Raw genomic sequence first — 13,630 nt, 5'->3', positions numbered from 1 at the left:
TCCTGCAAATCGGACGGCCCCGGGAATGGGAAAGGCCCCGGCGCGGACACCGGGGCCTTTCTCGCACGGAACTGGACTCAGCGGGCCGCGTAGTACTCGACGACGAGCTGAACTTCGCAGGTCACGGGGACCTCGGCGCGCTTCGGGCGGCGCAGGAGCGTCGCCTGCAGCTTGTCGATCTCGACCTCGAGGTAGCCCGGGGTTTTGGGGAGGACGTCGACGTGTCCACCGGCGGCGGCGACCTGGAAGGGCTCGGTGCCTTCGGAGCGGGTCTTGACGTGGATGACCTGACCCGGCTTCACGCGGAAGGAGGGGCGGTCGACCGTCTTGCCGTCCACCATGATGTGGCGGTGGGTGACGAACTGGCGGGCCTGCGCGGTCGTCCGGGCGAAGCCCGAGCGAAGGACGAGCGCGTCGAGACGCATTTCGAGGAGCTCGACCAGGTTCTCACCGGTCAGGCCCTGGGTGCGGCGCGCCTCCTGGAAGGCGATGCGGAGCTGCTTCTCGCGGATGCCGTACTGGGCACGCAGACGCTGCTTCTCGCGCAGGCGGACTGCGTAGTCGGAGTCGGCCTTGCGCTTCGACCGGCCGTGCTCACCGGGAGCGTAGGGACGCTTCTCCAGGTAGCGGGCGGCCTTCGGGGTCAGAGGAATGCCGAGGGCGCGCGAGAGGCGCGTCTTCGAACGGGTACGGGAGGTGGTCGACACTGTGGTCCTTCCAAGGTCTGAGAGGTTCGGTCGCAGCTCTCATCCGCCGGCTCCGGGAGGAGGGCGGACGCCGCGGTCGTGTCCTCCGCGGGTGCCGAGGAAGGGTGACCGCGGTAGCGAACTGCGCGATTCAGAGGGATGTGCTGCTCCGCTCGGCTACAGAGCGGTGGGCAACCTCCGAAGACTATCAGGCCGGGAGCATGTGCGCCGGTGGCCGAGCTGAGTCAGCCCCGGCCGCCGCGGATGATGCGCAGCAGCTTCGCCAGTCGCGCCGAAACGTCCCGCTCGTTCCCGTGCTCGGTGGGCCGGTAGTAGCGCGCACCCTGGAGCGCGTCCGGCAGGTATTGCTGCTCGAGCACGCCGAGGTCGACGTCGTGCGGGTAGCGGTAGCCCTTGCCGTGGCCCAGGCGCTTGGCACCGGGGTAGTGCGCGTCGCGCAGGTGCGCCGGCACTCGCCCCGCCTTGCCGGCGCGGACGTCGGCGATGGCGGCGTCGATGGCGGAGTAGGAGGCGTTCGACTTCGGGGCCGTGGCCAGGTGCACCACCGCCTGCGCCAGCGGGATGCGCCCCTCGGGCATGCCGATGAACTGCACGGCGTCTGCCGCGGCGATCGCGACGACGAGGGCCTGCGGGTCGGCCATGCCGATGTCCTCGGAGGCGGAGACGATGATCCGGCGGGCGATGAAACGCGGGTCCTCCCCCGCCTCGATCATCCGCGCCAGATAGTGCAGCGCAGCGTCGACGTCCGAGCCGCGGATCGACTTGATGAAGGCGCTGATGACGTCGTAGTGCTCGTCGCCGTTGCGGTCGTAGCGGAGCAGAGCACGGTCGACGGCGCGCGCGACCACCTCCGTCGTGATCACGGGCAGCACGGGCTCCTCCGCGGCGGCGGCGGGCGCCTCATCGTCCACGTCGTCCTCACCGTCCACGTCGTCCTCATCGTCGACATCGTCCACGGCAGATGCCCGCGCGACGCGGTCGGCCTCGCGCGCCTCCGAGCGAGCCGAGGTGGCGGCGGCCTCGAGCGCCGTCAATGCCCGTCGGGCGTCTCCCGAGGCGAGGCGCACGATGCTCGCACGGGCCTCCTCGTCGAGCATCACGGAGTCGCGCAACCCGCGCTCGTCGTGGAGCGCGCGGTCGACCAGCACACCCAAGTCGTCATCGCTCAACGGCTCGAGCGTCAACAGGAGCGACCGGGAGAGCAACGGGGCGATCACCGAGAACGACGGATTCTCGGTCGTCGCCGCGATCAGGATCACCCAGCCGTTCTCGACCCCGGGCAGCAGCGCGTCCTGCTGCGCCTTGGTGAAACGATGGATCTCGTCAAGGAACAGCACGGTCGATGTGCCGTAGAGGTCGCGGGTGGAGAGCGCCTCCTCCATCACCTGCCGCACATCCTTCACCCCCGCGGTGACGGCGGAGAGTTCGACGAAGCGTCGCCCGCTGGAGTGGGCGACCGCCTGCGCAAGCGTGGTCTTGCCGGTGCCGGGCGGCCCCCACAGGATGACGGAGACCGCTCCCCGCTCACCCGTCGTGTCGGCGGCGAGGGCGACCAGTGGCGAACCGGGCGTGAGGAGGTGGCGCTGACCGGCGACCTCCTCGAGGCTGCGCGGCCGCATCCGGACGGCGAGCGGAGTCGCCCCCGAGCGGAGCCCGGCCTGCTGCATGGTCATGCCCTCAGCGTAACGACGGCCTCCGACAGCGGACCCGTCGCTCTACTGAACCGGACGGAGCCCCCAGACGGAGCGGCGTTTGTCGCGCCTCCGGCGGTTCTCGTAGGCTCGACCCGGCCTGCGTGGGCGGGCCGCCGCGCCGAAGCCGCGCGGGCGAGAATGTCGGAGGAACACGTGGCCCAGGGCAAGTCGAACGACCGCGAGGCGCGCACCCGGCTCCGGGCCTATCAGGCCCGTCAGAGCCTGCACCGGTCGAGGCAGAAGCGGCGCGTGCGCGACAACGTGATCGCGGCGGTCGCTGCCGTCGTCGTGATCGGGCTCGCGGTCGTCGCCCAGCTCCTCTACTTCTCCGGCGGACCCGGTACGCCGGTCGCCGGGCCGACACCGACGCCCGCCGCCACGGGCGAGAACACCGGCGACGTCCCCTCCTCCGACATCGCCGAGAGCCGCGACTGGACCGGCACGCTCACGATCAACGACGATCCGCTGGACATCACTCTCGCGGGCGGGGCGGCACCGCAGGCCGTCTCCTCCTTCATCTCCCTCACCCAGTCCGGCTTCTACGACGGTGTCTCCTGCCACCGCCTCACCACCGAAGGCCTCTACGTCCTCCAGTGCGGCGACCCGGACGGCGACGGGACCGGCGGCCCCGGCTACAGCTACGGGCCCGTGGAGAACGCCCCGGCGGACGGCGTCTATCCGGCCGGAACCATCGCGATGGCCCGTCAGGGTGGAAACGCTTACAGCCAGGGCAGCCAGTTCTTCGTCGTCTACCAGGACACGACCCTCCCCGCCGACGCCGCCGGCGGGTACACCGTCGTCGGACAGGTGACCTCGGGCCTGGACGCGCTGGTGAGCGATGTCGTCGCGAAGGGCACGGCCGACGGCTCGGGCGACGGCGCTCCCGCCGAACCGGTGACCATCAGCTCCGTCTCCGTCCAGTAACCGCACTCGCCAGGAGCGGCACCCGCAGCACCGGCACGGTCCGCCCGCGCGGGGAGTGCAATAGGCTTGTCGTCACTGCCCGTTCGCGGCCGAGCGCGGTCTTCGGCCCTCCGGCCGTCGAGCCCCTCCGGCCGACGACGCGACGGGCACCGAGAAGCACGACATCGAACAGCAAGGTGAGGCTCCGAGCGATGAGTGACCAGCAGCCGTGGGGACGGGTCGGCGACGACGGGACGGTCTACGTTCGCGTCGGCGACGGGGAGCGCGAGGTCGGTCAGTACCCCGATGCGACTCCCGAGGAGGCGCTCGCCTACTACGAGCGCAAGTACACGGAACTCGCCGGGCAGGTCTCCCTGCTCGAACAGCGCGCCAAGCGGGGCGCCCCCGCCGGGGACGTGGCACGCACCGTGCAGTCGCTGTCCGCGGCCGTCGCGCAGGCGAACGCTGTCGGCGATCTTGACGCGCTGCGGGCCCGCGTGGACGCACTGGGCGGCTCGGTCGAGGACCTCACCGAGCAGCAGGCGGCGGAGTCGAAGGCCGCGCTGTCGGAGGCGCTCGCCTACCGCGAGTCCATTGTCGCCGAGGCCGAAGCGCTCGCGGCGGTCGACCCGGCGAAGACACAGTGGAAGCAGGCGAGCGCTGTGATCGACGATCTTTTCGCGCGCTGGCAGAACCACCAGCAGCAGGGCCCGCGTCTGCCCAAGAACGACGCGAACGAGCTGTGGCGACGCTTCCGTGGTGCCCGCACCACGATCGAGCAGAACCGCAAGGCGTTCTTCGCCGACCTCGACTCGGCGCATCGTGAGGCCAAGCAGGCCAAGCAAGCGCTGATCGATCAGGCCGAGGCGCTGGTGCCCCAGGGCGCCGACGCGATCCCGGAGTACCGCGCGCTCCTCGAGCGCTGGCGGGTCGCTGGACGGGCCGGCAAGCGGTTCGACGATGCGCTCTGGGCACGCTTCAAGGCGGCCGGCGACGCGATTTACGGCGCCAAGGCCGAGATCGTCGCGCAGGAGAGCGTCGAGTACACCGAGAACCTCGACCTCAAGCTCGCCCTGCTCGAGGAGGCCGAGCCGCTTCTGCAAGAGCAGGACCGCGAGAAAGCCAAGCGCGTCCTGCTCTCGATCCAAAAGCGCTGGGACGCGATCGGTCGGGTGCCGCGGGAGCAGGTGCGTGCGGTCGAGGACCGGCTCCGCAAGGTTGAGGCGCATGTTCGCAAGCTCGACGAGGAGCACTGGAACCGCAGCAACCCCGAGCGCAAGGCACGCTCGGAGGGCCTCGCGTCGCAGCTGACCGCCGCGATCCAGAAGCTCCAGGACGAACTCGACGAAGCGAAGGCGCGCGGTGACCGCGCGGCCATCGCCCAGGCGCAGGAGGCGCTCGACGCTCGGAAGATCTGGCTCGACGCGATCGGTTAGACCCGCTCGGGCGATTCCTCCACAGATCTGCCCGTAACGCTCCGGAGGGGAGGCGCATCGGCCAGCATGGGCTGCATGCGTCTCCCCACCGTTCTGCTGCCCGGGCACCTCCCCCTCGCCGAACTCTGCGCCGCCCGGTTGGACGGCGAGCTGATCGCTCTCGATGAGGCTTTCCTCGTCGCCGATCTTCCGATTGGCGCCCCCGAACGAGCAGCTGCTCTGGGGTCACTGCTCCCTCAGGGGTCGGTCGCCGACCGTCTCTCCGCCGCCTGGGTGCACGGCGCACTGCGCGACCCTCCCCGGGTGCACAGCGCCTCGATCGACAGGCGGAGACGCCTCCAGCCGCCGACGAGCGCCCGACTGTGCTGCCACGAGGTACTCCTCGACGAAGCCGATGTGGTGCAGCTCGGCGGCACCCTCGTCACATCGGCGGTCCGCACGATGATCGACCTGGCACGGACGGAGGGCGATGGCCGCGTCCTCCAGGCGCTCTCGCGAAGCACCCGCACCGGCCTCCACCCGGTCCTCCAGCGGCTGGAGGACGGGCCCGGTGTCGCTGGGCGGCGGATCGTCGAACGGCGTCTACGGGCGGCGCTCGGATCGACCCCGCCCGGGGATCAGCCCCCGTTCACCCGGTAGACGTCGTAGACCGCATCGATCCGGCGCACCGCGTTGAGCACACGGTCGAGGTGGGTGGTGTCACCCATCTCGAAGACGAAGCGGCTGATCGCCAGGCGATCGCTGGAGGTAGAGACGGTGGCCGAGAGGATATTGACGTGATGCTCCGATAGCACTCGCGTGACGTCGCTCAGCAGTCCGGAGCGGTCCAGCGCCTCCACTTGGATCTGCACGAGGAAGATGCTCTTCGAAGACGGCGCCCATTCGACGTCGACGATCCGCTCCGGCTCCTTCAGCAGCTCCTGCACGTTGTGGCAATTCGCCTGGTGCACCGAGACGCCGGCGCCGCGGGTGACGAAGCCGACGATCTGGTCGCCCGGCACGGGTGTGCAGCATTTTGCGAGCTTCACCAGGATGTCCGGCGCACCCTTGACCAGAACGCCCGACTCGCTGCTGCGGCTGCGCGGACGGGGCGAGCGCGGGAGGGTGACCTCGTTCTCATCCGACTCCGGATCGCCCTGAATGGAGGAGACGACCTTCTCGAGCACCGACTGGGTCGAGACGTGGCCCTCGCCGACCGCTGCGTACAGCGCCTCCACGTCGTTGTAGCGCAGCTGACTCGCCACCTCGGTGAAGGTGTCCTGACTCATCAACTTCTGCAACGGCAGGTTCTGCTTCCGCATCGCACGGGCGATGGAGTCCTTGCCCTGCTCGATCGCCTCGTCGCGCCGCTCCTTCGTGAACCACTGGCGGATCTTGTTGCGGGCCCGCGGGCTCTGCACGAAGTGCAGCCAATCCTGGCTCGGCCCGGAATCGGGATTCTTGGAGGTGAAGACCTCGACCACGTCGCCCGTGGTCAGCGAGGACTCCAAAGGCACGAGCCGCCCGTTGACCTTCGCACCCATCGTCCGATGGCCGACCTCGGTATGCACGGCATAGGCGAAGTCGACGGGAGTCGCACCCGTCGGGAGGCCGATCACTCGCCCCTTCGGAGTGAAGACGTAGACCTCCTTCGCGCCGATCTCGAAGCGGAGGGAGTCGAGGAACTCGTTCGGATCGGTGGTCTCGGACTGCCAGTCGGAGAGATGCGCGAGCCAGGCGAGGTCGGTGTCGTTCGACCCGGAGGTGGGCACCTTACCGGTGGCCATCTGCTCCTTGTACTTCCAGTGGGCCGCGATACCGAACTCGGCGTGCTGGTGCATCTCATTGGTGCGGATCTGGATCTCGACCGCACGACCCTTCGGCCCCACCACCGTCGTGTGCAGCGACTGATAAAGGTTGAACTTGGGCGTCGCGATGTAGTCCTTGAAGCGCCCCGGCATCGGGGTCCAGCGGGCATGGATGGAGCCGAGTACGGCGTAGCAGTCGCGAACGGAATTGACGAGTACCCGGATACCGACCAGGTCGTAGATCTCGTCGAACTCGCGACCGCGGATGACCATCTTCTGGTAGATCGAGTAATACTGCTTCGGCCGCCCGACGACGCGCCCGCGGATCCGGCCCGCGCGCAGGTCCTCGCTGATCAGATCGATGACGTTCTGCACGAACTCCTCGCGCTGCGGGGTCCTCCGCTTCACCAGGCTCTCGATCTCGTTGTAGATCTTGGGGTAGAGCACCGCGAAGGACAAGTCCTCGAGCTCCCACTTGATCGCCTGGATGCCGAGGCGATGTGCGAGCGGCGCGTAGATTTCGAGCGTCTCGGTCGCCTTGCGCGCTGCGGACGCAGCGGGAACGAAGCCCCAGGTGCGCGCATTGTGGAGGCGGTCGGCGAGCTTGATGATCAGGACGCGGATGTCCTTCGACATCGCCACGATCATCTTGCGGACCGTCTCCGCCTGCGCGCTGTCGCCGTACTTGACCTTGTCGAGCTTGGTGACACCGTCGACCAGCATCGCGACCTCGTCGCCGAAGTCCGCGCGCAACTCGTCGAGCTGGTAGTCGGTGTCCTCGACCGTGTCGTGCAGGAGCGCTGCCGCGATGGTCTTCGAGCCGATCCCAAGATCGGCGAGGATCTGCGCGACGGCGAGCGGATGCGTGATGTACGGCTCGCCGCTGCGGCGCTTCTGGGTTGCGTGCGCCCGCTCCGCGACAGAGTACGCGCGCTCGATCAGCGCGATGTCGCTCTTGGGGTGGTGCATCCGGACGGTGCGGACAAGGGTGTCGACCGCGCCGGAGGGCTGCGCGCGCGAGAAGATCCGGGGGACCAGTCTGCGCAGGGCAGCGGTCGAGGACGTCGTCGTCGTTTCCGTCACGCGGGGATCTCCATCGCCCCATTATCGCCCGTGCGAAGAGTGCCGACGACCGCCGCGCCCCCGGCGAACTGGCGGAGTTAGCCGATACGGCCTGGTTTCCCCTCGCCGTCGACCACGGCACCGCCCGCCGCGGCCCACGCGGTCATCCCGGCGTCGATGTTCGCGACCTCGTAGCCGGCGCCGTCGAGCGCCTGGGTGATCATTGCGGAGCGGACTCCCGAGTGGCAGACCACCAGGATGGCCGTGTCGGTGGGCAGCTCGTCCTGCCGCCCAGCGATCTCTCCCATCGGGATATGGTGGGCGGCCGGCGCGTGCCCCGCCGCCCACTCGTGCGGCTCCCGCACATCCAACAGCCAGACCTCCTCGCGCTCGACGAGGCCGATCGCGTCGGCGGCGGTGACCTGTGCGTATTCGGCCACGGCTCAGCCCTGCACGGCCGGCACCGCCGACGCCGTCGCCTTCGCGCGGGTCGACTCCACGCGCTTGTCGTGCTTCGCGATCTCGCCCTCGCGGCTGCGCAACTGGGCATACAGCGGTGCTGCGACGAAGATCGTCGAGTACGTGCCGACGATGACGCCGATCAGCAGGGCGAGGGAGATGTCGCGGAGGGTGCCCGCGCCGAGGACGAATGCACCGATCACGAGGATCGCGGCCACCGGGAGCGCAGCGACGATCGAGGTGTTGATCGAGCGCACGAGGGTCTGGTTCTCCGCCAGGTTCACCGTCTCGGAGAAGGTGCGCGTCGTGCTGCTGAGCGCCTCCGCCGTATTCTCGCGGATCTTATCGAACACCACGACCGTGTCGTAGAGGGAGTAGCCGAGGATGGTGAGCAGACCGATCACCGCAGCGGGCGAGACCTCGGTGCCGGTGATGCCATAAACACCGGCCACGATCACGAGGTCGTGCAGGAGCGCGACGATCGCTGCCAGTGACATCTTCCAGGTCCGGAAATACGCCCACATCGCCAGGGCCGCCAGGACCACGAAGATGACGAGGCCGCGCAGGGCCTGCTGGGTGACGTCGTTCCCCCACGCCGCTCCGATAAACGAGGAAGCGACCTGCTCGGCGGGTACCGAGTAGGCCTCGGACAGCGCGTTCCGGACGGCGGTCGACTCGTCGGTCGAGAGCTGGCCGGTCTGCACGCGGATGGAGTCGTCGCCGACGATCGACACGCGCGGCACGGTTTCGGGAGCGACCGAGGTGACCGCGTCCGTAGCCGTTGCCTGGTCCAGGCTCGACGGCGAGGACACCGTGAACTGCGAGCCGCCGGTGAACTCGATGCCGAAATTGAACCCGCCGCGCGCGAGCGTCCCGAGCAGCGTGATCAGGATCAGAGCGAGGGAGATGAGGTACCAGGTGCGGCGGCGGCCGACGAAGTCGATCGAGCGCGCACCGGTGTAGAGGTCGTTTCCGAACTGCGAGAAGCTGGCCATCACGCGTCCTTCCCGTTCGAGTCGTGGGAGCCGCGCAGACCGGCCGCCTCGGCGGCCTTGCGCTCGGCGATGGTCTGGCGCTTGGCGGCCTCTCGGGCCGCGGAGGCCCGCTTGCCGGCGACCACCTGATCCTGCGGGCGGAACGCGGCACGGCCGCGGTAGACCGCTCCGAGCGCCCGGGGGTCCAGGCCCGAGGCCCTATGCCCCTCGGCGAAGAACGGCCTGGTCGCCATCAGTTGCAGCATCGGGTGGGTGAAGAGGGCCACCACGACGAGGTCGATGATCGTGGTGATCCCGAGGGTGAGCGCGAAGCCGCGCACACTGCCGACGGCGAGGACGAAGAGGACCACCGCGGCGAGCAGGTTCACCATGTCGGACGCGAAGATCGTGCGCAGCGCCCGGCGCCAGCCGGCCTCGACGGCGGACTCGAGCCCGCGGCCGTCTCGCAGCTCGTCGCGGATGCGCTCGAAGTACACGATGAAGGAGTCGGCCGTGATGCCGATGGCGACGATCAGACCCGCGACTCCCGCGAGCGAGAGGCGCAGCCCTTCCCGCCAGGAGAGCAGCGTGACGACGAGGTAGGTGACGACCGCGGCGACGATCAGCGAGGCGATCGTCACGGCTCCCAGCACGCGGTACTGCGCGATGGAGTAGAGGATCACCAGGATCAGGCCGATCAGGCCCGCGAGCAGGCCGCTGGCCAGCTGCGCCGAGCCGAGCGTCGCCGAGATGCTGTCGGAGCTCTGCACCTGGAAACCGATCGGCAGAGCGCCGTACTTGAGCTGATCGGCGAGCGTCTTCGACGACTCCTGGGTGAACGACCCCGAGATCTGCGCGTTGCCGTCGGTGATCGCCGCATTGGTCGACGGAGCCGAGATGACGCGGCCGTCCAGCACGATCGCGAACTGGTTCTGTGCTCCCTGAAGCGCGACGAGGCGCGAGGTCACGTCGCCGAAGGCCTGCGTTCCCTGGTCGTCGAAGGAGAGATTGACGGCCCAGGTGCCGGTGCTCGCTCCGGAGGAGGTGGTCATCAGGCCGTTCGACGCGTCCGAGATGTCCTCGCCGGTGATCTCGACGGGTCCGAGCACGTACTTGACGGTGCCGCTGCCGTCGCAGGTGATGAGCGGCTGGTCGGCCGGCGCGAGGTTCGGGTCCTGGTTGTTCAGGAAGGCGCAGTCGAACGAGGTGTACTGGGCTTCGAGCGCCGGCGTGAGGTATGCGAGGTCGCTCGCGCTGGTGGGCGAGGCGGTCGGCTCCGTCGCGAGGGACGGATCGACCGGAGTCGGCGTGGGCGAGGAGGTCGCGTCGCCGCCGACCGAGCTGTTGGTGGCCTGACTCGCGACGAGCACGGGCCGGAAGTCGAGCTTCGCCGAGGCCTCGATGCGCTGGAGTGTCTCGTCATCGGGAGTACCCGGAATCGAGACCACGATGTTGCTCGAGCCCTGGGTCGTGATCTCGGCCTCGGAAACGCCCGACGCGTCGATGCGCTGGCGGATGATCGAGACAGCCTGGGTGAGCTGCTCGGAGGAGACCGTGTCGCCGTCGTTCAGTTGCGGCTGGAGGACGATCTGCGTGCCGCCCTCGAGGTCGAGGGCGAGCTTCGGCGTCCAGGAGCCGCCGCCCCAGAGGACGGCCGCCGTGTTGAGTCCGACGAGAGCGAGGATGATGACACCGAGCCAGCTCAGGGAGCGGCGGGCCTTCCGGACGGGGGTTGATGCGGCCACCCAGGGCTCAGCTTTCTCTTCGGTCGACGGTGTTCGGCCCGGGGATCGCCCGGACGCGGAGAAGGGCGAGCTGGCGCCGGTGCGCCCTGCCCGCCCAGGAGACTACTGCGCGTCGGGCCGGCGGTCGCGCTCGACCGGGTCCACCAGCGGGTCGCGGTGCGCGGAGTCGCGCTCGCCGAACTCGGGCGAGCCGGTCGTGGCGAGCGGCTCGACCTCGACCTCGTCCGCGGTCTCGACGGTGTTCTCGCTCGGGTCGATGAGCCGGGCGATGGCCTGACGGTGGATGGTCAGCAATGTGCCGGGGGTCGACTCGATGACGATCTTGTTCGCCTCGTCGTCGATCGACACGACGGTGCCGAAGAGGCCGGAGCCCGTCATCAACTCCACCCCCGGCTGGAGGTTGTTCTTCATGTTCTCCGCGTCGCGCTGGCGCTTCTTGTTGTTGCGGAACATGAAGATGATCATCACGGCGAGCAACAGGACGAGCAGGATGATCGTCGGATCCATGAGTGGGCCTTCCGGAGTGGATGGGCGATCCGACGCACGGCCTCTGGCCGAGGAAAAGCGGATCGAGCGGCCCGTCGGGCCTAGAGAATCATAGGTCATCGGGGAACAGGGGCGGCTGGGCCGCCGTTGCCCGGGGGTCGATCCCGAAGTGGCGGTAGGCGTCCGCAGTGGCGACGCGGCCCCGCGGCGTGCGCGTGAGCAGCCCGATCCGCACGAGGAACGGCTCGACGACCGCCTCGACCGTCTCGGCCTCCTCCCCCACCGAGACGGCAAGAGTGTTCAGGCCCACGGGCCCACCGTCGAAGCGGGTCAGCACGATCTCCATGACCGCCCGGTCGAGCCGGTCGAGCCCGAGCGCGTCGACGTCGTACAACTCCAGCGCCGCACGGACAGCGGTGACGTCGGCCCGGCCACCGTGCACCAGGGCGAAGTCACGCACCCGGCGCAGCAGCCGATTGGCGATGCGCGGAGTGCCCCGGCAGCGCCCGGCGATCTCGGCCACCGCATCCGCATCGATGTCGAGTTCGAGCAGCCGAGCCGCCCGCGCGAGGACCTGACGCAGCTCGTCCTCCGCGTAGAACTCGAGATGCGCGGTGAAGCCGAAGCGGTCGCGCAGCGGATTGGGCAGGAGACCCGATCGGGTTGTCGCCCCGACGAGGGTGAACGGAGCGAGATCGAGCGGGACGGACGTGGCTCCCGCCCCCTTGCCGACCATGATGTCGATCCGGAAGTCCTCCATCGCGAGGTAGAGCATCTCTTCCGCGGAGCGCGCCATGCGATGGATCTCGTCGATGAAGAGGATCTCGCCGGGCAGCAACGAGGAGAGCACAGCGGCGAGGTCGCCCGCGTGCTGGATCGCCGGGCCGCTGGACAGGCGCAGCGGCGACGAGCTCTCCTCCGCCACGATCATCGCGAGCGTCGTCTTGCCGAGACCGGGCGGACCGGCCAGCAGGATGTGGTCGGGCGTGCGCCCCTGCATCGCCGCGGCCTTGAGCAGCAGCTCGAGCTGACCGCGCACCTTGCGCTGCCCGACGAACTCGCTCAGGTTCTTGGGCCGCAGGGCGCCCTCGAAGGCGACCTCCGCCTCCGAGGCCACCTCGGCGCCGAGCACGTCGTCGCTCACGAGCGGGCCGCCGGGCCGAGGCGAGAGAGGGCGAGGCGGAGCAGCGCCTGCACGTTCACGGCGTCGGAGGCCTGCGCGTCGAACAGGATCTCGTCGACCACCTCGGACGCGGTGCGCTCGGGCCAGCCGAGACCGATGAGGGCCGCGAGCACGTTCTGAGCGGCGGTGGCCGCCGGACCGGAGCCGCGGGCGGCGCGCGGGCGGACGCTCACCTTGCCGGCGAGCGACAGGATGATCAGCTTCGCCGTCTTGGGACCGATGCCGCTCACCTTGCGGAACACCGCGTCATCCTCGTCGGCGACCGCCTGCGCGATCCGATCCGGCTCGACCGCACCGAGCACGCCGAGAGCCGACTTCGGGCCGACCCCCGTCACTCCGATCAGCAGCTCAAAGATGTCGAGCTGCTCCTCGTCGGGGAAGCCGTAGAGCGTCAGTGAATCCTCGCGCACGACGAGCACGGTGCTGACGGTGGTCTCGTCCCCGACCCGCATCTCGAGCGCGTGCTGCGGAGTCACGTTGACCGCGTAGCCGACGCCGTGAACATCGATCACGGCGAGACTCCCGCGGGCGGAGAGGACGGTACCGCGGAGGGAGGAGATCACCGCGCCAGTCTAGATGCTCGAACAGGCGTTCGACTCGCGGCTTCGGCGGCGCGCCATGCCCGCTGAGCGGCGGTGCCTTCCGCGGCGGCTGCCACGGCGGCAGGAACCGGTGCGCCGGGAGCCGCTGCCGCCGAGCCGGCTGATGCCCCGAGCGGCGCCCGCCAGGCGTGGCAGACCGCGAGGGCGAGCGCATCGGCGGCGTCCGCCGGTGTCGGTGGGGCGTCGAGCCGGAGGACGCGCTGGATCATGGCGGTGACCTGCCGCTTATCCGCCGCTCCATAGCCGGTGACGGCCGCCTTCACCTCGCTCGGCGTGTGCATGCCGACGGGCAGGCCGCGCCGGGCGGCCGCGACCAGCGCGACTCCGCTGATCTGCGCGATGCTCATGACGGTCCTGACGTTGTCCTGCGCGAAGACCCGCTCGATTGCGACGGAGTGTGGGCGGTACTCGTCCATCAGCGCCTCGAGTCCGTCGCCCAGGGCGAGCAGGCGACGCTCGAGCGCGTCGTCGGGGTGTGTACGGAGGACCGTCACGTGTACGAGCGTCGCGCGGCGGTCGCGACCGACGTCGACAATGCCGACGCCGCAGCGGGTGAGCCCGGGGTCGATCCCGAGGACGCGCATCAGGCCGT

At 69.5% G+C, this 13,630-nt stretch carries 13 protein-coding genes; 3 read left to right on the top strand and 10 right to left on the bottom strand.

The window, feature by feature from the left end:
- Positions 1 to 77: 77 nt before the first annotated feature.
- Together rpsD and A6122_RS06110 are read right to left on the bottom strand one after the other, a co-directional pair.
- The gene (rpsD, locus tag A6122_RS06115) at positions 78 to 707 is read right to left on the bottom strand and encodes a 30S ribosomal protein S4 (protein WP_068210518.1); all 630 of its coding nucleotides are present in this window, start codon (positions 705 to 707) and stop codon (positions 78 to 80) included.
- A gap of 224 nt (positions 708 to 931) precedes the next feature.
- A complete protein-coding gene (locus A6122_RS06110; protein WP_084415850.1) occupies positions 932 to 2,380 on the bottom strand; it encodes a replication-associated recombination protein A in 1,449 nt (482 codons plus the stop codon).
- Between the two features lie 174 nt (positions 2,381 to 2,554).
- Here A6122_RS06110 and A6122_RS06105 point away from each other — a divergent pair, with 174 nt between their 5' ends.
- The 3 genes from A6122_RS06105 to A6122_RS06095 all read left to right on the top strand — a co-directional run bounded on the left by A6122_RS06105 (position 2,555) and on the right by A6122_RS06095 (position 5,379).
- On the top strand, positions 2,555 to 3,325 hold the full coding sequence (locus tag A6122_RS06105) for a peptidylprolyl isomerase (RefSeq protein WP_237358244.1): 771 nt from the start codon (positions 2,555 to 2,557) through the stop codon (positions 3,323 to 3,325).
- 191 nt (positions 3,326 to 3,516) lie between these two features.
- Positions 3,517 to 4,740 (top strand): DUF349 domain-containing protein, encoded by a 1,224-nt coding sequence (locus A6122_RS06100; RefSeq protein ID WP_068252771.1) that lies wholly within the window; start codon positions 3,517 to 3,519, stop codon positions 4,738 to 4,740.
- A 75-nt stretch (positions 4,741 to 4,815) separates the two neighbouring features.
- On the top strand, positions 4,816 to 5,379 hold the full coding sequence (locus A6122_RS06095; protein WP_068252770.1) for a hypothetical protein: 564 nt from the start codon (positions 4,816 to 4,818) through the stop codon (positions 5,377 to 5,379).
- On the opposite strand, the gene A6122_RS06090 is transcribed toward A6122_RS06095, so the two are convergent.
- The 8 genes from A6122_RS06090 to ruvC all read right to left on the bottom strand — a co-directional run bounded on the left by A6122_RS06090 (position 5,358) and on the right by ruvC (position 13,622).
- Positions 5,358 to 7,610: a RelA/SpoT family protein gene (locus A6122_RS06090; RefSeq protein WP_068252769.1), complete on the bottom strand. Its 2,253-nt coding sequence runs from the start codon at positions 7,608 to 7,610 to the stop codon at positions 5,358 to 5,360. The genes A6122_RS06095 and A6122_RS06090 overlap by 22 nt on opposite strands.
- 77 nt (positions 7,611 to 7,687) lie before the next feature.
- Positions 7,688 to 8,029: a rhodanese-like domain-containing protein gene (locus A6122_RS06085; protein ID WP_068252767.1), complete on the bottom strand. Its 342-nt coding sequence runs from the start codon at positions 8,027 to 8,029 to the stop codon at positions 7,688 to 7,690.
- Positions 8,030 to 8,032: 3 nt separating this feature from the next.
- Positions 8,033 to 9,043, bottom strand: coding sequence for a protein translocase subunit SecF (gene secF, locus A6122_RS06080; protein ID WP_068252764.1), 1,011 nt, complete (start codon positions 9,041 to 9,043; stop codon positions 8,033 to 8,035).
- Positions 9,043 to 10,767 carry a protein translocase subunit SecD gene (secD, locus tag A6122_RS06075; protein ID WP_068252761.1) on the bottom strand — a complete coding sequence of 575 codons (1,725 nt, stop codon included), beginning with the start codon at positions 10,765 to 10,767 and terminating at the stop codon, positions 9,043 to 9,045. The genes secF and secD overlap by 1 nt, the downstream gene beginning before the upstream one ends.
- Positions 10,768 to 10,869: 102 nt before the next feature.
- Complete coding sequence (yajC, locus tag A6122_RS06070) at positions 10,870 to 11,274, bottom strand: preprotein translocase subunit YajC (protein WP_068252758.1); 405 nt, start codon at positions 11,272 to 11,274, stop codon at positions 10,870 to 10,872.
- A gap of 88 nt (positions 11,275 to 11,362) precedes the next feature.
- Positions 11,363 to 12,397, bottom strand: coding sequence for a Holliday junction branch migration DNA helicase RuvB (ruvB, locus tag A6122_RS06065; RefSeq protein WP_068252755.1), 1,035 nt, complete (start codon positions 12,395 to 12,397; stop codon positions 11,363 to 11,365).
- Positions 12,394 to 12,999, bottom strand: coding sequence for a Holliday junction branch migration protein RuvA (gene ruvA / locus A6122_RS06060; protein WP_068252752.1), 606 nt, complete (start codon positions 12,997 to 12,999; stop codon positions 12,394 to 12,396). The genes ruvB and ruvA overlap by 4 nt, the downstream gene beginning before the upstream one ends.
- Positions 12,996 to 13,622: a crossover junction endodeoxyribonuclease RuvC gene (gene ruvC / locus A6122_RS06055; RefSeq protein ID WP_068252748.1), complete on the bottom strand. Its 627-nt coding sequence runs from the start codon at positions 13,620 to 13,622 to the stop codon at positions 12,996 to 12,998. The genes ruvA and ruvC overlap by 4 nt, the downstream gene beginning before the upstream one ends.
- Positions 13,623 to 13,630 lie beyond the last annotated feature (8 nt).

Origin of the sequence: Rathayibacter tritici, assembly GCF_001641005.1 — a bacterium.
In the GTDB taxonomy this organism is placed as follows: Bacteria; Actinomycetota; Actinomycetes; order Actinomycetales; family Microbacteriaceae; genus Rathayibacter; species Rathayibacter tritici.
This window is presented reverse-complemented; position numbering and strand designations above follow the sequence as displayed.

What these genes read in the sequence shown, in the direction of transcription:
- A6122_RS06110 (WP_084415850.1), bottom strand. Translation starts at nt 2,380, where the DNA reads ATGACCATGCAGCAGGCCGGGCTCCGCTCGGGGGCGACTCCGCTCGCC.
- A6122_RS06100 (WP_068252771.1), top strand. Translation starts at nt 3,517, where the DNA reads ATGAGTGACCAGCAGCCGTGGGGACGGGTCGGCGACGACGGGACGGTC.
- A6122_RS06095 (WP_068252770.1), top strand. Translation starts at nt 4,816, where the DNA reads ATGCGTCTCCCCACCGTTCTGCTGCCCGGGCACCTCCCCCTCGCCGAA.
- secF (WP_068252764.1), bottom strand. Translation starts at nt 9,043, where the DNA reads ATGGCCAGCTTCTCGCAGTTCGGAAACGACCTCTACACCGGTGCGCGC.
- yajC (WP_068252758.1), bottom strand. Translation starts at nt 11,274, where the DNA reads ATGGATCCGACGATCATCCTGCTCGTCCTGTTGCTCGCCGTGATGATC.
- ruvC (WP_068252748.1), bottom strand. Translation starts at nt 13,622, where the DNA reads ATGCGCGTCCTCGGGATCGACCCCGGGCTCACCCGCTGCGGCGTCGGC.